The 17,442-nt window shown below is 55.4% G+C and carries 12 protein-coding genes; 5 read left to right on the forward strand and 7 right to left on the reverse strand.

All coding sequences use genetic code 11. From position 1 onward, the window contains the following. Nucleotides 1–158 precede the first annotated feature (158 nt). Nucleotides 159–1,418, reverse strand: a complete 1,260-nt coding sequence (gene rho / locus HFD95_RS16000; RefSeq protein ID WP_010257369.1) for a transcription termination factor Rho — start codon at nucleotides 1,416–1,418, stop codon at nucleotides 159–161. Nucleotides 1,419–1,770: 352 nt separating this feature from the next. Next, nucleotides 1,771–2,103 carry a thioredoxin TrxA gene (gene trxA, locus HFD95_RS16005; RefSeq protein WP_003851963.1) on the reverse strand — a complete coding sequence of 111 codons (333 nt, stop codon included), beginning with the start codon at nucleotides 2,101–2,103 and terminating at the stop codon, nucleotides 1,771–1,773. Nucleotides 2,104–2,220: 117 nt separating this feature from the next. Here trxA and rhlB point away from each other — a divergent pair, with 117 nt between their 5' ends. Beyond that, nucleotides 2,221–3,513, forward strand: coding sequence for an ATP-dependent RNA helicase RhlB (gene rhlB, locus HFD95_RS16010; RefSeq protein ID WP_167430487.1), 1,293 nt, complete (start codon nucleotides 2,221–2,223; stop codon nucleotides 3,511–3,513). A gap of 7 nt (nucleotides 3,514–3,520) precedes the next feature. Then, nucleotides 3,521–5,005: a guanosine-5'-triphosphate,3'-diphosphate diphosphatase gene (gene gppA, locus HFD95_RS16015; protein WP_033759447.1), complete on the forward strand. Its 1,485-nt coding sequence runs from the start codon at nucleotides 3,521–3,523 to the stop codon at nucleotides 5,003–5,005. Between the two features lie 43 nt (nucleotides 5,006–5,048). Here gppA and rep read toward each other — a convergent pair whose 3' ends face one another. Continuing rightward, on the reverse strand, nucleotides 5,049–7,070 hold the full coding sequence (gene rep, locus HFD95_RS16020; RefSeq protein WP_010257384.1) for a DNA helicase Rep: 2,022 nt from the start codon (nucleotides 7,068–7,070) through the stop codon (nucleotides 5,049–5,051). 75 nt (nucleotides 7,071–7,145) lie between these two features. On the opposite strand from rep, the gene ppiC reads away from it, so the two are divergent. Next, nucleotides 7,146–7,427, forward strand: coding sequence for a peptidylprolyl isomerase PpiC (gene ppiC / locus HFD95_RS16025; RefSeq protein ID WP_010257386.1), 282 nt, complete (start codon nucleotides 7,146–7,148; stop codon nucleotides 7,425–7,427). Here the strand turns inward: ppiC and HFD95_RS16030 are convergent, their stop codons facing one another. Next, entirely contained in the window at nucleotides 7,428–9,488 is a 2,061-nt protein-coding gene (locus tag HFD95_RS16030) for an AsmA family protein (RefSeq protein WP_010257389.1), read from the reverse strand. Between the two features lie 284 nt (nucleotides 9,489–9,772). Between HFD95_RS16030 and HFD95_RS16035 the strand changes: the two genes are divergently transcribed. Next, complete coding sequence (locus HFD95_RS16035) at nucleotides 9,773–10,705, forward strand: sugar kinase (protein ID WP_167430488.1); 933 nt, start codon at nucleotides 9,773–9,775, stop codon at nucleotides 10,703–10,705. Between the two features lie 523 nt (nucleotides 10,706–11,228). Continuing rightward, complete coding sequence (locus HFD95_RS16040) at nucleotides 11,229–12,101, forward strand: alpha/beta hydrolase (protein ID WP_010671660.1); 873 nt, start codon at nucleotides 11,229–11,231, stop codon at nucleotides 12,099–12,101. Nucleotides 12,102–12,103: 2 nt separating this feature from the next. Here the strand turns inward: HFD95_RS16040 and HFD95_RS16045 are convergent, their stop codons facing one another. The 3 genes from HFD95_RS16045 to hmsP form a co-directional block, all read right to left on the reverse strand. Further along, nucleotides 12,104–13,594, reverse strand: a complete 1,491-nt coding sequence (locus HFD95_RS16045; RefSeq protein ID WP_010257399.1) for a pitrilysin family protein — start codon at nucleotides 13,592–13,594, stop codon at nucleotides 12,104–12,106. A gap of 246 nt (nucleotides 13,595–13,840) precedes the next feature. Next, a complete protein-coding gene (locus HFD95_RS16050; protein ID WP_010257403.1) occupies nucleotides 13,841–15,130 on the reverse strand; it encodes a dicarboxylate/amino acid:cation symporter in 1,290 nt (429 codons plus the stop codon). A gap of 225 nt (nucleotides 15,131–15,355) precedes the next feature. Further along, complete coding sequence (gene hmsP, locus HFD95_RS16055; protein WP_031292605.1) at nucleotides 15,356–17,362, reverse strand: biofilm formation regulator HmsP; 2,007 nt, start codon at nucleotides 17,360–17,362, stop codon at nucleotides 15,356–15,358. Nucleotides 17,363–17,442: the final 80 nt, after the last annotated feature.

Genomic DNA, 17,442 nt, shown 5'->3' on the forward strand with positions numbered 1-17,442 from the left:
TTCGCCATCGCTACCACAGTCATTATAAATGCTCCTGCCAGTGTTCAATCCTATAGCTCACAAATGAAAAACGCCACGTTGAGACGTGGCGTGAGGTCGATTTTCTGCGCATCTGGACTAAAAAAGCCGAATCTGTGGTTCGGCCAGGCAGTATCGGATTAAGAACGCTTCATCATATCGAAGAATTCATCATTAGTTTTGGTCATCGCCAGCTTGTTGATGAGGAATTCCATTGCGTCGATTTCGCCCATCGGGTGAATAATCTTACGCAGGATCCACATCTTCTGCAGCTCTTCCTGAGAGGTGAGCAGCTCTTCTTTACGCGTACCAGAGCGGTTGTAATCAATCGCCGGGAAGACGCGTTTTTCAGCGATTTTACGGGCGAGATGCAGTTCCATGTTACCGGTACCTTTAAACTCTTCGTAAATCACTTCATCCATCTTCGAACCGGTATCAACCAGCGCGGTCGCGATGATGGTCAGGCTACCGCCCTCTTCCACGTTACGTGCAGCACCAAAGAAACGCTTTGGACGATGCAGGGCGTTGGCATCCACACCACCGGTCAGGACTTTACCTGAAGCAGGAACCACGGTGTTGTAAGCACGTGCCAGACGTGTAATGGAGTCGAGCAGGATGATGACATCTTTTTTGTGCTCAACCAGACGCTTGGCCTTTTCAATCACCATTTCAGCAACCTGAACGTGGCGTGAAGCTGGCTCATCGAAGGTTGAGGCGATAACTTCGCCTTTCACCAGACGCTGCATCTCGGTGACTTCTTCCGGGCGCTCATCGATCAGCAGTACCATCAGGGTACAGTCCGGATAGTTGTGCGCCAGGCTCTGCGCGATGTTCTGCAGCAGCATGGTTTTACCGGCTTTCGGTGGTGCAACAATCAGACCACGCTGGCCACGACCAATTGGCGATGCCAGATCCAGTACGCGAGCGGTTAAATCTTCCGTTGAGCCATTACCCCGCTCCATACGCAGACGTTTATTTGCGTGCAGCGGCGTGAGGTTTTCGAACAGAATCTTATTACGCGCATTTTCCGGCTTGTCGTAGTTAACTTCGTTAACTTTCAGCAGCGCAAAATAACGTTCACCCTCTTTCGGTGGACGAATTTTGCCAGAGATGGTGTCACCAGTGCGGAGGTTGAAGCGGCGGATTTGACTAGGGGAAACGTAGATATCATCAGGGCCGGCGAGGTAGGAGCTGTCTCCGGAACGGAGGAATCCAAATCCATCCTGAAGGATCTCCAGCACGCCATCACCGAAGATGTCTTCGCCGCTTTTCGCGTGCTGCTTCAGGATTGAAAAGATAATGTCCTGCTTGCGCATACGAGCCTGGTTTTCCAGTCCCATATTTTCGCCGAGAGTAACCAGCTCAGCAACCGGCGTATTCTTTAATTCGGTAAGATTCATAGTGATGGGTTCTTAAACTCGGGGTAATACTCGGAATGTTTGTCGTGAATGGTATGGCAACTAATCCATGCCGTTAATGGCTCTTTTCGGCTCTTCCTGACGATCATCGTATGGAATGGCGATCGGTATGCAGGGAGATGTCCGAATGTGATGCCAGAGTTGGAGCTAACCGTAAGATTGCTGAACCGTTCTATCTTTATAAGGTACAGGGCGACAGGGTTCAACAAGGGAAAACTTTTAGATGCTAACTACAAGGTAAGTTCGTAATGCAGTGCTGGTAAATTAGCACGCCTGAAAGCGAACGTCCAGCAGCAGGAGATAAATTCACCACTGCCGGACATTCAGCCCTGAATTACGCCAGATTGGCGTTCAGGAACTCTTTCAGCTGGCCTTTAGACAGCGCGCCCACTTTGGTCGCGGCGACTTCGCCATTTTTAAACAGCAGCAGCGTCGGGATACCACGAATGCCATACTTCGGTGCCGTGCCTGGGTTATCATCAATATTCAGCTTAGCGATGGTCAGCTTGCCATCATACTCTTCTGCAACTTCATCAAGGATTGGCGCGATCATTTTGCAAGGACCGCACCATTCAGCCCAGAAATCTACCAGTGTAACGCCGTCGGCTTTCAGCACGTCGGTGTCGAAACTGTCATCAGTCAGATGAACGATTTTATCGCTGCTCATGTTTTACTCCACAAGATTATGCCTGGCGAATTGGCGTAAAATATACCAATGTTGGTTGACTTTATTTCATCGGATACGCTTTCGTAAAGCGATAGTAAGCTGATATTCTACCACACTATGAGCAAAACACACTTAACTGAACAGAAGTTTTCCGACTTCGCCCTGCACCCAAAAGTGGTGGAAGCCCTTGATACTAAAGGCTTTCAATACTGCACGCCGATTCAGGCGTTAGCTCTGCCTTTTACGCTTTCAGGGCGTGATGTTGCAGGCCAGGCGCAAACCGGTACCGGCAAAACGATGGCGTTTCTGACGTCAACGTTTCATCATCTTCTCTCTCATCCTGCGGCGGAAGGTCGTCAGGTTAACCAGCCACGGGCATTAATTCTTGCGCCGACGCGTGAACTTGCTGTGCAGATTCATGCAGATGCAGAACCCCTTACCGCCTCAACCGGCCTGAAACTGGGTCTCGCCTATGGCGGAGACGGTTATGACAAACAGCTTAAAGTGCTGGAGCAGGGCGTTGATATTCTGGTGGCTACCACCGGTCGCCTGATCGACTACGCGAAACAGAATCACGTCAACCTCGGTGCTATTCAGGTCATGGTGCTGGACGAAGCCGATCGTATGTTCGATCTCGGCTTTATTAAAGATATTCGCTGGCTGTTCCGTCGCATGCCGCCGGCGACTCAGCGTCTGAGCATGCTGTTCTCGGCGACCCTCTCCTACCGCGTCCGTGAACTGGCGTTTGAGCACATGAACAGTGCTGAATATGTGGAAGTGGAACCGGAACAGAAAACCGGCCATCGCATTCAGGAAGAGCTTTTCTATCCGTCTAACGAAGAGAAAATTCGCCTGTTGCAGACCCTGCTGGAAGAAGAGTGGCCCGATCGCGCCATTATTTTCGCCAACACCAAGCACCGCTGTGAAGATATCTGGGGCCACCTGGCTGCCGATGGACATCGTGTCGGCCTGCTGACCGGCGACGTTGCCCAGAAGAAGCGCCTGCGCATTCTGGATGACTTCACCAAAGGTGATGTGGATATTCTGGTCGCCACTGACGTGGCTGCTCGCGGTCTGCACATCCCGGCTGTTACCCACGTCTTTAACTACGATCTGCCAGACGACTGTGAAGATTACGTTCACCGTATTGGCCGTACCGGTCGTGCAGGCGCCAGCGGTCATTCAATCAGCCTGGCCTGTGAAGAATACGCGCTGAATCTGCCTTCGATTGAAGAGTACATCGGCCACAGCATCCCGGTCAGCAAGTACAGCAGCGAAGCGTTGTTAACGGATTTACCGCCGCCTAAGCGTCTGCAACGCAGCCGTTCCGGCAATGGCCCACGTCGCGGAGGGAATAACGCCAATCGTCGCGGTGCTCCACGCAACAACAACCGTAAACGTTCAGGTTAAGGCCACCATGCTAAGCGCATCGTCACTTTATGCAGCGATTGATTTAGGATCTAACAGCTTTCATATGTTGGTGGTGCGCGAGGTCTCTGGCAGTATCCAGACCGTTGCAAAAATTAAGCGCAAGGTTCGCCTTGCTGCCGGTCTGGATAAAAATAACCTGTTGTCAGCCGACGCGATGTCGCGAGGCTGGCACTGCCTCAGACTGTTCTCTGAACAACTGCAGGATATTCCCCCCGATCAGATCCGCGTGGTGGCGACCGCCACGCTGCGTCTGGCTGCCAATGCGCAGACCTTCCTCGACACCGCCCAACAGATCCTTGGCTGTACCATCAACGTCATCAGCGGTGAAGAAGAGGCGCGCCTGATTTATCAGGGCGTGGCCCACACCACCGGCGGTTCCGACCAGCGTTTAGTGGTCGATATCGGCGGCGGCAGCACCGAGCTGGCCACCGGCGACGGATCGCACGCGTCGGTGTTGTTCAGTCTGTCGATGGGCTGTGTGACGTGGCTGGAGCGATTCTTCAGCGATCGTCATCTGGCAAAAGAGAACTTTGACCAGGCCGAGCTGGCGGCGCGTGAAATGATCCAGCCCATTGCAGCGCAGCTGCGTGAGCAGGGCTGGCAGGCCTGTGTTGGTGCTTCAGGCACGGTTCAGGCGCTGCAGGAGATCATGGTGGCGCAGGGCATGGATGAGCGCATCACGCTGAATAAGCTGCAGCAGCTGAAGCAGCGCGCCATTCAGTGCGGCAAACTGGAAGAGCTGGAAATCGAAGGGCTGACGCTGGAGCGGGCGCTGGTGTTCCCCAGCGGCCTGTCGATTCTGATCGCCATCTTCCAGGAGCTCAGTATCGATAGCATGACGCTGGCGGGCGGCGCACTGCGCGAAGGACTGGTCTACGGCATGCTGCATCTGCCCATCGACCGGGATATCCGAACCCGTACGCTGCATAACGTCCAGCGCCGTTTCAGCATTGATGTCGAGCAGGCGGATCGCGTGCGTCAGCTGGCGGAGAGCTTTTTCCGTCAGGTTTCCACGTTGTGGAAGCTGGATCAGCGCTGTCGTGAGTTGCTGCTCAGCGCCTGCGCGATCCACGAAATCGGCCTGAGCGTTGACTTCCGTCATGCGCCGCAGCATGCGGCGTATCTGGTGCGTCACCTCGATCTTCCTGGTTTCACACCGGCGCAGAAGAAACTGCTGGCCTGTTTACTGCAAAACCAGAGCGGCAGCATCGATCTGGCTTTGCTGACTCAGCAGAACGCCCTGCCGCCGCGGCTGGCGGAACGGATGTGCCGTCTGCTGCGGCTGGCGATTATTTTCTCCACCCGCCGTCGCGATGACACCCTGCCTGCGGTGCGGCTACAGGCAGACGATGATGCCCTGCATCTGACCCTGCCCGCGGGCTGGCTGGAGGCCCATCCGTTGCGCAGTGAGCTGCTGGAGCAGGAAAGCCATTATCAGTCTTACGTCCACTGGTTATTAACCCTGTCGTAATTGCCGTAGCGTGAGGCGAATCTCTTTCGCCTCCTGCACTGGTTTAACTCTTTTTCGCCTTATCCAGCATCGCTCTCAGACCGGCCACCCGGCTCTGACCAGTTTTCATCCGCTCCTCTGCACTGACCACTTTGCGCTCGGTCTCCCATTGCAGATCGTCCTGCGGCAGTTCCAGCAGAAAACGGCTCGGCTCCGGCCGGATTAATTCGCCATATTGCCGGCGTTCGCGACACAGGGTAAAGGTCAGCTCTTTCTGCGCCCGTGTGATCCCCACGTAGGCCAGGCGACGCTCCTCTTCGATATTATTCTCATCGATGCTGCTCTGATGCGGTAACAGCCCCTCCTCCATGCCCACCAGGAACACATAGGGGAACTCCAGCCCTTTGGAGGCGTGCAGCGTCATCAGCTGCACCTGATCCAGCTCTTCATCGCTTTCACCGCGCTCCATCATGTCGCGCAGGGTAAAGCGCGTCACCACCTGCGCCAGCGTCATCGGCTCATCGATATCGCTGCCCTCCAGCATTTCGGTCATCCACTGAAACAGCGTGTTGACGTTCTTCATCCGCATCTCTGCGGCTTTCGGACTGCCGGAGGTTTCGAACAGCCAGCTTTCGTAGTCGATGCCGCGAATCAAATCACGCACCGCGTTCACCGGCTCACGTTCGGTCAGCTGGATAATCTCATTCAGCCAGTGCGTAAACCGCTGCAGATGCTCCAGACCGCGACCACTCAGCGTCTGCCCCAGACCGACATCAAAACTGGCGTTAAACAGGCTCTTGCTGCGCAGGTTGGCCCACTCACCGAGCTTCTGCAGCGTAGCCGGGCCAATCTCACGGCGCGGCGTATTGACGATGCGCAGAAACGCGCTGTCATCCTCAGGATTGGTCAGCACGCGCAGATAGGCGAGCAGATCTTTGATCTCGGGCCGTGAGAAGAACGAAGTACCGCCAGAGATGCGATAAGGGATGCGGTTCTGCATCAGAAACTTTTCAAAGGTCCGGGACTGATGGTTACCACGATAAAGAATCGCGTAATCTTTGTACTGCGTCCGGTTGATAAAGTGATGCGCGATGAGCTCGCCGGTGACCCGCTCCGCTTCATGCTCTTCGCTGTTGGCAGTGAGCACCTTCAGCTCGCTGCCCTGCCCGAGCTCCGAAAAGAGCCGCTTCTCAAAGACGTGCGGGTTATTGGCAATCAGGATATTTGCCGCTTTCAGTATGCGCTGCGAAGAGCGGTAGTTCTGCTCCAGCTTCACCACCTCCAGCGCCGGGAAATCCTGATTCAGCAGCACCAGATTCTGCGGGCGTGCGCCGCGCCAGGAGTAGATAGACTGATCATCATCGCCCACCACCGTGAAGCGCGCCCGAGCGCCCACCAGCAGCTTAACCAGTTCATACTGGCTGGTGTTGGTATCCTGATACTCATCCACCAGCAGATAGCGGATACGCTGCTGCCAGCGTTCACGCACCTCCTGATTACGCTGCAGCAGCAGCGTCGGCAGCAGAATCAAATCGTCGAAATCGAGCACGTTGCACGACTTAAGATGCTGGCTGTAGAGGGCGTAGCAGTGAGCAAAAATATTATCCTGCTGTGATCGCGCCAGCGCGGCGGCGCCCTGCGGGTCGATCAGATCATTTTTCCAGTTCGAGATGGTGGAGATGAGCTGCTGTAGCAGCGTCTTATCCTCTTCCAGCCACTCTTTTGTCAGCTCTTTCAGCAGGGCGAGCTGATCCTGATCGTCGAACAGCGAGAAGTTTGACTTCATGCCCAGCGCCGCAGTTTCGCGTTTGATGATCTCCAGCCCCAGCGTATGGAAGGTGGAGATCAGCAGGCCGCGCGCCTCTTTGCGGCCCAGCGTCTGCGCCACACGCTCTTTCATTTCGCGCGAGGCTTTATTGGTAAAGGTCACCGCGGCGATGTGGCGCGCCTGATAGCCGCATTCACGGATCAGATGGGCGATTTTATTGGTAATCACGCGGGTTTTGCCCGATCCCGCGCCCGCCAGCACCAGACAGGGACCGGTAACAAATTCGACGGCACGTTGTTGGCTGGGGTTTAAACGCATAGGAGAAATCGCCTGATTGAATCAAAAGAAAGGGGTTTATACTGGGCGGCAATTATACACAACCGAGATACCAACATGGCGAAAACCGCGGCGGCTTTACACATCCTCGTCAAAGAGGAAGCGCTGGCAAAAGAGATACTGGCAAAACTGGCGAAGGGTGGCAATTTCCAGCAGCTGGCAAAGAAGCACTCAACCTGTCCTTCCGGCCGGAATGGCGGCGATCTGGGCGAGTTCCGGCAGGGACAGATGGTGCCGGCCTTTGATAAAGCGGTCTTTACCTGCCCGCTGCTGACGCCTTACGGGCCGGTAAAGACCGGCTTTGGTTATCACATTATTAAAGTGCTCTATCGCAACTAGTTACTTCTTCTGCTTCATCTGCTGCAGGACGGTGCTGCACTGGTTGTCTTCGTTATCACTTGGAGAGATCAGTGCCAGCAGCGCCGCCGCCGGGCCCACTACTGCGCCCAATGCCACTGCAGCGGCACCACGTGCCAGCAGTGGCCCCGTTTTCACGCCCGCATCAGGATTTTTAAAGGTACCACGCACATAGAGCGGGGAGCGCAGCGTTACGATGCGGACGCCCTTACTCTCCGGATTCACCGACAGATCCAGCCGCTCACTGGCGAAGTTCGCGTTGCCTGACACATTGATAATCGCGTTCTCGGTATCAAACACAAACAGGTTAGGCGTCGCCACACCGTTCTGCAGTTTGAGATCGGTGGCGGCGCAGTTGATACGCACCTGGTCATCGCCAAACAGTTTGCCCACCACGTAGTTACCGACGTTGAGTCCGGCAATTTCCATCAGGCTGCGGCTGATCAGACCATCATTCATCAGCAGCTTAAGTTGCCCGTTGCTGGTCGCCAGCAGATCGGCTACGGAGTTACCGGTGCCGGTAAAGCTGGCATCGCCATTGAGCTGGCCACGGCTGTTCTTCATCGCCTCCACATTCGGGAAGAGCTGACGCAGCTGCAGCTTACGGACATGAAGATCAACCCGACCACGCATCGGCGAGTGATCGCCCTCCAGCCGGATAGTGCTGTTGAGATTGCCGCCCGCCACACCAAAGCGCAGCGGGTCCAGCAGCAGATCACCGTTTTTCAGCTGTAAATGGGTATAGAGATCGCTTAACGGCAGTGAATTGCTGTGTTCGATCCGTTTGCCGCTGAACTTCACGTCGGCATCCATCACGTCCCAGTTTTTGGTTTCGAATTTATCGTGTGGTAGCACGCGGTCTGCGGGCTGATTCGATTTCTCCCCGCGCCGGGCTTTGGCCTGCGCCGTTTTTTCACTGCCTTTGCCAGAGTCGACGCCAATCAGCGGCCCCAGATCGGCCATGCGCAGTTGCTCAGAGGTCAGCTCGCCGCTGAGTGTTGGGCGGGGTTTAACCTGACTGTAGATCAGCGAGCCATGAATATCGCTGTCGCCAATATGTCCGTTGAATTTCTCATAGCGGTAGACCGCGCCCTTTTCGCCGCTGAATTTAGCAATCAGATGGCCGTCGGTTTCATAAGGTGGCGTGTCAGGCAGCAGAACGCCGGTCAGGCCATAGAGATTGGCCAGCGTATCGCCCGAGAAGCGCAGTCGCACGTTAAGCCCGCCGAGGTTCATTGGATCCTGCAGACCGCCGGTCACCTGAACGCGGGTGGTGCCGTTGCGCAGATCGGCCTGAATCGGGAACGGGGTGTTCTGACTGCGCAGTGACAGCATGCCGCCAATCTTACCGTCGCCGCTGAGTGACTCATTGTTATAAGTGCCCTTCGCCTGCCAGCCAAAGACGAAGTCGCCTGCGCCCTTCTGCTGGTCATTGCCTCCGGCAATCTGCGTATACGGCACCGGTTTACCCAGCGGATTAACCTGCACCGTGACATCTGCGCGGTTAATGGCATCGCGATAACGAATCTGGCCCTGATCGAACAGAATATTATCCAGACGGAATGACCAGGCCGATGGCGCAGCACTCTTCTCATCCTTGCCGCTATCGGCAAGGGTAAAGGTCCAGTTGTTCTTTTTATCCGCGGTCTGGATCAGACGCGCATCCGGCCGCTGCAATTTAATCCACGGGATGAACAGTTCTTTGTGCAGCAGCGACAGCGGTGACAATGTGGCATCGACCCGCTGCAGATGTACCATGGTGACGTCAGCAATGTCAGGCGGATTCCCCAGCATGATATCTTCTGCATGGATCTGCGGCCACGGCACCCAGCGCCGCCAGCCTGCTTCGTCGCGATTTCGTGCCCAGTCGATACCCAGATCCCCGCGTATCGCAAAGGGGCGGTTTAACTCGGTTGAAACTTTTTGATTGATGGTGGGCTTCAGGCGATTCCAGTCAAAGGTCGCGATGACGACGATAATCACCACGATCAACAACACCAGAATTCCTGCTACCCAGCTGACTATTTTCCCGGTACGCGACATTACGCTTTCTCCTTGCACATTCAAGGTCTGCGTTAAAGATAGTCGAGACCGCGGGCAACAGCATCAGGGAAGCGGGATAGTAAGATGATTCAATTCAGAAAAAGGGGTTTCTCAGCCATTTCGTTAGCATAAGCGGTAAAAAAAGCCGACATTCCCGGCGTTTATCCCCGAGACCGGGACTAATGGCCACCTTAAAAGGTAAATTAAAACACCGTTTTAAAACCATTGACGTCTGCCATACCAGACGCGAGACTAAGGCGATATTTCACTACAGGTCTGAAACCATGACGCAGAAAAAAATCGCCATCATCGGCGAATGCATGATTGAGCTGTCCGAAAAGGGTGAGAACATTAAACGTGGCTTTGGCGGCGATACGCTCAATACGGCCGTTTATCTCGCCCGCCAGGTTGATGAGCAGCAGTTACGGGTCGATTATGTCACTGCGCTGGGTACGGATTCGTTCAGCGATCAAATGATCGCGGCCTGGCAGCAGGAGAGGGTCAATACTGACCTGATTCAGCGGCTCGATAATAAAATGCCGGGCCTGTATTTCATTGAAACCGATGCCGACGGTGAGCGCACCTTCTGGTACTGGCGCAGTGATGCCGCCGCGCGTTACTGGCTCGACAGTCCGCAATCAGCAGAGATAGCTGAGCAGCTGTCGCACTACGATTATCTCTACCTTAGCGGCATCAGCCTGGCGATTCTGCCGCCTGCCAGTCGTGAAAAGCTGATGGTGCTGCTGGCGCGCTGCCGGGCTAATGGCGGCAAGGTGATTTTCGATAACAACTACCGTCCGCGTTTATGGGCCGATCGGGCCAGCACGCAGGCCGCTTATCGCGCCATGCTCAACTGCACCGATATCGCCTTCCTGACACTGGATGATGAACATCTGCTCTGGGGCGAAGAGCCGCTGGATGATGTTATCGCGCGTACCCGTCGGGCGGGTGCCAGCGAAATCGTGATTAAGCGCGGTGCAGACTCCTGCCTGGTGGTCACCGGCGATGCGCCGCTGATTGATGTGCCTGCGGTACGTCTGGCGAAAGAGAAAGTGATCGATACCACCGCAGCCGGTGATTCGTTCAGTGCCGGTTATCTGGCTCGCCGTCTGACCGGCGCTTCTGCAGAGCTCGCCGCGCAGCGCGGACACCTGACTGCCAGCACCGTGATTCAGCATCGCGGCGCGATTATTCCGGCAGAGGCGATGCCTGACTGACAGAGCGGCAGCCAGCGTCGTTGATACAGGCACTGATCGTGCCGATGCCAGAAAATGCGCCCTCGGGCGCATTTTTTTAGGCTGCTGGTAACGTCTGGCTGCGTGACTGTAACCGATGCTATCCGTTCCCAGATGAGACTGGCACGTTAGCCCCTGCAGCGTGGCGGTGTGATCCTGACGCTAAAATCATTATGTCGCCTTAAGAACGCACAGCGTGATATCCGGTAAATTGCGGCTAATAAAGCGGGCCGTGCCAGCTATTTACCTTAAGCGGAAAAATTGTGGTTAATCACAGATTCCCTGCGGTCTCCCCCTTCAATCCCTCTTATAATTTATTGATTAAAATTAATAAGTTAAACAAACAGATCCACCACCAGGCATAGTCCGAATCTGGTCAGATCCCCCCTTTTCGGATGGACGACCGCCTGAAAAAAGACCATCTTTTAATCAAAAGACAGCAGGACGCTGTTCTCTCCGGCCGCGAACAAAACAACTAAAATATTCCCCGCATCAGGATCTATTTATGCACACAGAAATTATTAATATCTGGCCACACGGTGATGCGCCAGGCGCCAGCGATTCACGCGCACAGCCGCAGATTGTCGACATGGCAAAAGAGTATGAGCCTTACGATCGGGCCGCTACCGGCGTGCGTTGCCCGGAGATGGCGATCTGGCATCCGGTCGAATCAAACGGGATTACCCTGCTGGTCGCACCGGGCGGTGGCTATCAGCGCGTGATGATCGATCGTGAAGGCAGCGCCCTGGCGACATTCTTTACCTCAATGGGTTACACCCTGGCGGTGATGACCTATCGTCTGCCCTATGATGGACATCACGAAGGCCCCGACGCGCCGCTGGCCGATGCTCAGCGCGCGGTACGCGTCCTGCGTGAACGGGCGCAGCGCGGCCTGAATGGTAAATATATCGTCATGATGGGCTTTTCGGCGGGTGGTCACGTGGCTGCCAGTCTGGGTACGCGTTTCGCAGAGAAACTCTATCCGGTGCAGGATGGCGCAGAAAACTTCTCGCCGCGCCCGGATGCGATGGTACTGGTCTATCCGGTAATCAGCATGCGGGACGGCATCGCCCATGAAGGTGCCAGAACCCGCCTGCTGGGTGCCTGGCCCGATCAGAAAACCATTGACGCTTATTCAATGGAAACCCGGGTTCATCCGCTGGTGCCGCCAACGCTGTTGATCCACGCAGCCGACGATGACGATGTATCCGTGAATCACAGCATGGCGTTTTTTGGCGCGCTGCGTGAGCATAAGGTCCCGGCAGAGGTGCATTTCTATCAGAAAGGCGGGCACGGATTTGGTATCCGCGGCGTGGCAGATTTGCCCCTCGCCAGCTGGCCGATGTTAGTGACCGAGTGGCTCAGGGCAAAGACCTGATTTTATGCGGCTGGCGGAACGTCTTTGACGTTACTATCCGGCGGACTGGCTTCATTGCTGGTCGCCGGTGCCGCTGGCGGTGCCATCACTTTGTCCCAGTTGTTTTGCAGGCTCTTCACGTTGGTTTCCGCTTCGCCTTCCGGCTGAATCAGTACCATCATCAGTTCCTGCGTCAGCTGCTGACGCAGCTCCTGGTTTAACTGTTCGCGGGTCAGGCCGGCCAGGAAAGTCTGACGCAGCTTCTGATACTGCTCAGGTGCGATATCGACTACGGCGTTCTGCTGGGAGCGCAGGCGCTGGCTCATCAGCACATCCGTATCGGTGCGGGCATAGGTGGTAAACAGCTTGTTCAGCTCCAGCAGCTTCTGCGCCATCAGCGCATCAAACTCCTCCTGCGGCAAGCCTTTGTCACGCACGTTTGCCAGCTCACGCGCCACCAGATTCATATTCTGCGCCAGATTTTCGTTGCGTCCATCCAGGTTGATGGAGCACTGCGCACGCTGATAGAGCACACGGCAATCAAATCCCACCTGGATGCCCTGTGCCTTGCTGTCACTGAGCGCACGCTGGACATGCCAGAACAGCGCTTCACGCGCCAGATCGCCCTGCCAGTAACGCTGCAGATTCTGGGAGTCACGAATCGGTTGCCACGGCGTATCCCACACCAGCGAGAGGCGATCCTGCGTCATGTTGCTGCTGACCAGATTTACCGGCTCGTGCGGCAGCGGCGACAGGGTGGGCAGTGGCGCAGGCGTTTCTCGTTTACCGGTTAACGCCGAGAAGGTTTTATTGATCTGCTCAGAGAGGTTGCGGCTGTCGACATTCCCTACCACGTAGAGCGTCATCGCATCCGGGGTGTACCACTGATGATAAAAATCATTGAGCTGGGTTAAATCAACCGGCGCGCGTGGTTGCGCTGCGGGGTCATGCGCCAGCAGCGCGGAGCCTTTCAGGCGGTAGCGCCACCAGACATCCTGGGTATCTTTCGGCCAGGTCGCCACCGGATCCGATGCCGCCAGCGCGGTATTGACCACCTGTTCGGTGATGGCCATATTGCCTGCCGTGGCCGCCAGCCAGTTCAGCGCTTCTTTCAGCAACTCGGGACGGTTATTCGGCAGGCTCAGATTATATTGGGTGGAATCATAGGAGGTGATCACAGGTGGCAGCGGATGCTGAGGATCCATCGCCTGTTGCCATAGCGCGCGCTGCTGATGGTTATCAAGCGCGGTGTTGTGCACCATCGCCAGACGCGGCAGCAGATGGCTGAAGCCGGCCTGTTGCGCACTCTCTACCAGCGAGCCGGTATTCACCACCAGCCGCAGTTCAATACGGTCACTGGGGCGTTGCGGTGTGGCCAGTAACTGCCAGTTAAATCCATTATCCAGCTTGCCTTCCTGCCAGGCCGGATCCGGTTGCAGCGTTTCTGCCTGGAGACCAAAGCTGCTTGCCAGCACTAATCCACCAACCAAAAGCCGAATTCTGGTGCCCTGCATGTGAACCCCTACTCAAATAATTCAAATATCGTTATCACTGGCGCATATTGCCGCTGTTATTAACGAATCGGCTGGCGCCGAATCGCGCTGTTATCCAACAACAAAGTGTTTGACCACAGGAAGCTCAGGATGTCGCGTAACGAAGTGAAAAACGTCAAAAAAAACAAGTGGGGTTTATTATGCAAATGCCCGCTGTCAGGGCAAGCGACAGCGGGCATTTGTGGGGATTTAAGTGAAATTCAATGATTAAATTGAAGATTCAGACGCTTTATTCTCCTTATTCCGGCCTGCCAGCGTGTCGGTCAGCTGTTTATGATCCAGCTGATCGACCCACTTCGCCACCACCACTGTCGCCACACCGTTACCGATCAGGTTGGTCAGCGCACGGGCTTCGGACATAAAGCGGTCGATACCAAGAATCAGCGCCAGACCCGCCACCGGCAGATGTCCCACCGCAGAGAGCGTCGCGGCCAGCACGATAAATCCGCTCCCGGTTACCCCCGCCGCGCCTTTGGAGGAGAGCAGCAGCACCACCAGCAGCGTAATCTGATGGAAAATGTCCATGTGCGCATTGGTCGCCTGAGCGATAAATACTGCCGCCATGGTCAGGTAAATCGAGGTGCCGTCCAGGTTAAAGGAGTAACCGGTGGGGATCACCAGCCCTACTACCGATTTCTTGCAGCCCAGCTTCTCCATCTTATCCAGCATGCGCGGCAGCGCAGACTCGGAAGAGGAAGTGCCCAGCACAATCAGCAGCTCTTCTTTGATATAGGCGATAAACTTAAAGATGCTGAATCCGGCGAACAGGCGTGCAATCAGCCCCAGCACGATCACCACAAACAGAATACAGGTGATGTAGAAGCAGATAATCAGCTGGCCGAGCTGCACCAGTGAGCCCACGCCATACTTGCCGATAGTGAACGCCATCGCGCCAAATGCCCCTATCGGTGCCAGACGCATGATCATGTTGATGATGCCGAAAATCACTTTTGAGAAGCTTTCAATCACGTTGAAAATCAGCGTGCCAGTGTTACCCAGACGATGCAGGGCAAAACCAAACAGAATGGCAAACAGCAGCACCTGCAGAATATTGCCGCTGGCAAAGGCGCCAATCACGCTGTTGGGGATGACATCCAGCAGGAAAGCGACGATGCCCTGCTGTTCTGCCTGCTGCGCGTAAATCGCCACGGCTTTGGCATCCAGTGTGGCAGGATCAACGTTCATCCCGGCACCTGGCTGCACCACGTTAACCACGATCAGGCCGATAATCAGCGCGATGGTGCTGACAATTTCAAAATAGAGCAGTGCAACCGCGCCGGTCCGTCCTACCGCTTTCATGCTTTCCATGCCAGCGATGCCGGTCACCACGGTACAGAAAATCACCGGGGCGATAATCATCTTGATTAACTTAACAAAGCCATCTCCCAGCGGCTTCATCTGGGTCCCTAACTCCGGGTAAAAATGGCCTAACAAAACGCCGATGCCAATCGCCATCAGCACCTGGAAATAAAGGCTTTTAAAAAGTGAGGTTTTCATAAACAGGTGTCCACTAACGCCGTGAGGTGATGTTGTCGGATTCGTTATTGTGACTGGCGGGCAACACAGGTGGCGCCTGACAGTAACCCGAAAATAACACTCTGTTTACGTGATTAATACAGGGTGACAAACGCCCAGGAAACCCGGGGATCGTAATTCTGAACTGAAACGCTTCAGCAGGGGGTTTTGTAACTAAAATTCTCGCAAAATCAATGAATCAGGCAATTATTGCGGTAGTGAGGAGTTTTCGATCCATGCCTGATTGAATCGGGTCAGAGGCAGCGCTTCAGCATACAGATAGCCCTGTCCGATAGAGATGCCGCGCGCCAGCAGCCAGTCACGTTGTTCCGCTGTCTCCACGCCTTCGGCAATCACCTCCAGATGGATAATCTCGGCGATGGCCGCCACGATGCAGACCATGGTGTCGTCATGCGGCAGCGCCGCCACGAAGCTGCGATCCATCTTCAGCTTGTTAACCGGCAACGCTTTCAGCTGATGGAGGTAGTTAAGGTTGGAGTAGCCCATGCCGAAATCGTCCAGAGCCACGGCTACGCCGGTCTGCTGCAGCATCCGCAGCATCGATATCGCCTGTTCAGCATCATCAAGCTGAGCCGTTTCTGTCACTTCCAGCACGAAGGTGCCAGGTGCGATGCGGTGGCGCGTCAGCAGGGATTGCAGATGAGAGACCACGCCCGTGTCACGCAGTTGCACAGCGGAAATATTCACACTCAGCGGCAGCATAATGCCCTGTCGCTGCCAGCCTGCCAGAATGCGGCACGCCTCTTCAAACACCCAGCGGCCAATCGCGCTAATCACGCCAATCTCTTCGGCACTGGCAATAAACTCTTCGGTCAGACCGTAGCTGCCGTCGGGCTGGCGCATACGCAGCAGCGCTTCCGCGCCGACTAACGTGCCGGTGCGCATATCGACCTGCGGTTGCAGATAGAGGGCGAACTGCTCATTGTGCAACCCCTGCAGAATATCATGCTCCTGGGTCAGACGTTTTTGCGCGCGCTCGGTTAACGCGGCGTCAAAGAACAGAATCTGATTTTTGCCCTGATGACGGGCCGACATCATCGCTGAGGTCGCGCGGCCAAGCAGATCACTGGCGCTCAGCGGCTGATCATCGCGCAGCGCCAGACCAATGCTGACGTTAGGACGCAGCTGCAGCTGATAGAGGTTGACCGGCTGATTAAGGCGAATCATCAGGTTACGGGCCAGACGCAGGGCGCGGAACGGATTACTGGCGCGCTTCATTAACAGGACAAAGTCGCTGGTCCCGGTCTGCGCCAGCAGAGTATGGTCATCCAGCGTATTACGGATCTTCTCCACCAGCGTCAGCATCAGCGTATCGCGCTGCTCATCGCTTAATACGCCGTTGGCTTCCTGCAGGGTTTCAATGCGGATCACCATCAGCCCCAGCGGCTGTTCCGGGCTGCTCATGAACTGCTCGACCAGCGCCAGAAACAGGGTACGGTTGGGCAGATCGGTCACGGGAAAATGGGTGGTCAGCCGGCTCATCTCATCATGTATCGACTCCAGCACCTGCTGATTGCGGTTGTAGCTGCGGATCAGCATGCCGATTTCATCATCGCGGTGGCTCTGCGGCAGTGACAGCTTATGCGTCAGAATCGACTGCGGCGGCAGCTCCTGCAGCTCCCGCGAGAGATTGCGCAGCGGATGCACCACCAGCCGGTTGATACACCAGCTGATCGCCACTGACAGGATCAGTGCCAGCAGCAGATAGGTGATAATCATGGTCGAGAGCGTGCTGAGAATAAACTGGTAGACGCGCGTCGAGTTAGCCTGCAGCACCAGATAGGCCAGCGGTTTCGGCATCCCGGTATTTTCCACTGAATAGAGCGGCAGGGTAATCTGCACCGGCAGCTCAAACAGTCGCGCCACCAGACGCGGCACCGGTTTCTCCGTTTCGAAGTCGGCATGCAGAGCCTGAAACGCATTCGGCAGCACCACATCGGCGCGCGATAAAATACCGGCAGGTTTCAGTGAATGGAGAATGCGTTCGGCCTGAGAAATATCGGCGCGCAGTACCGCTTCCGACAGCGGCTGGCGGACGGTGTGTGCGATATTCTCCATCTGCTGGGCGTAGTCAATCCTGCGCTGCTGCACAAAATGAAACAGTTGGATGACGATAAAGATGCTGATGGTGATAACCGCAACCAGCGAAACTGTCGCCATCTGCTTTATCGTAAGTGACCGGCTTACGCGCAAAAATATTCTCCTGACGATGAAAAAAGCCCAGATAGCAGACAGTACAATGCCCGCCAGTATATCCCATAAACTGACTTTTT

The sequence above is a fragment of the Pantoea sp. EKM10T genome (assembly GCF_011800685.1).
GTDB classification, from domain to species: domain Bacteria; phylum Pseudomonadota; class Gammaproteobacteria; order Enterobacterales; family Enterobacteriaceae; genus Pantoea; species Pantoea agglomerans.

Excerpts from the sequence above, each read along its gene's own strand:
- rho (WP_010257369.1), bottom strand. The coding sequence starts at position 1,418 with ATGAATCTTACCGAATTAAAGAATACGCCGGTTGCTGAGCTGGTTACT.
- trxA (WP_003851963.1), bottom strand. The coding sequence starts at position 2,103 with ATGAGCAGCGATAAAATCGTTCATCTGACTGATGACAGTTTCGACACC.
- rhlB (WP_167430487.1), top strand. The coding sequence starts at position 2,221 with ATGAGCAAAACACACTTAACTGAACAGAAGTTTTCCGACTTCGCCCTG.
- gppA (WP_033759447.1), top strand. The coding sequence starts at position 3,521 with ATGCTAAGCGCATCGTCACTTTATGCAGCGATTGATTTAGGATCTAAC.
- rep (WP_010257384.1), bottom strand. The coding sequence starts at position 7,070 with ATGCGTTTAAACCCCAGCCAACAACGTGCCGTCGAATTTGTTACCGGT.
- ppiC (WP_010257386.1), top strand. The coding sequence starts at position 7,146 with ATGGCGAAAACCGCGGCGGCTTTACACATCCTCGTCAAAGAGGAAGCG.
- HFD95_RS16030 (WP_010257389.1), bottom strand. The coding sequence starts at position 9,488 with ATGTCGCGTACCGGGAAAATAGTCAGCTGGGTAGCAGGAATTCTGGTG.
- HFD95_RS16035 (WP_167430488.1), top strand. The coding sequence starts at position 9,773 with ATGACGCAGAAAAAAATCGCCATCATCGGCGAATGCATGATTGAGCTG.
- HFD95_RS16040 (WP_010671660.1), top strand. The coding sequence starts at position 11,229 with ATGCACACAGAAATTATTAATATCTGGCCACACGGTGATGCGCCAGGC.
- HFD95_RS16045 (WP_010257399.1), bottom strand. The coding sequence starts at position 13,594 with ATGCAGGGCACCAGAATTCGGCTTTTGGTTGGTGGATTAGTGCTGGCA.
- HFD95_RS16050 (WP_010257403.1), bottom strand. The coding sequence starts at position 15,130 with ATGAAAACCTCACTTTTTAAAAGCCTTTATTTCCAGGTGCTGATGGCG.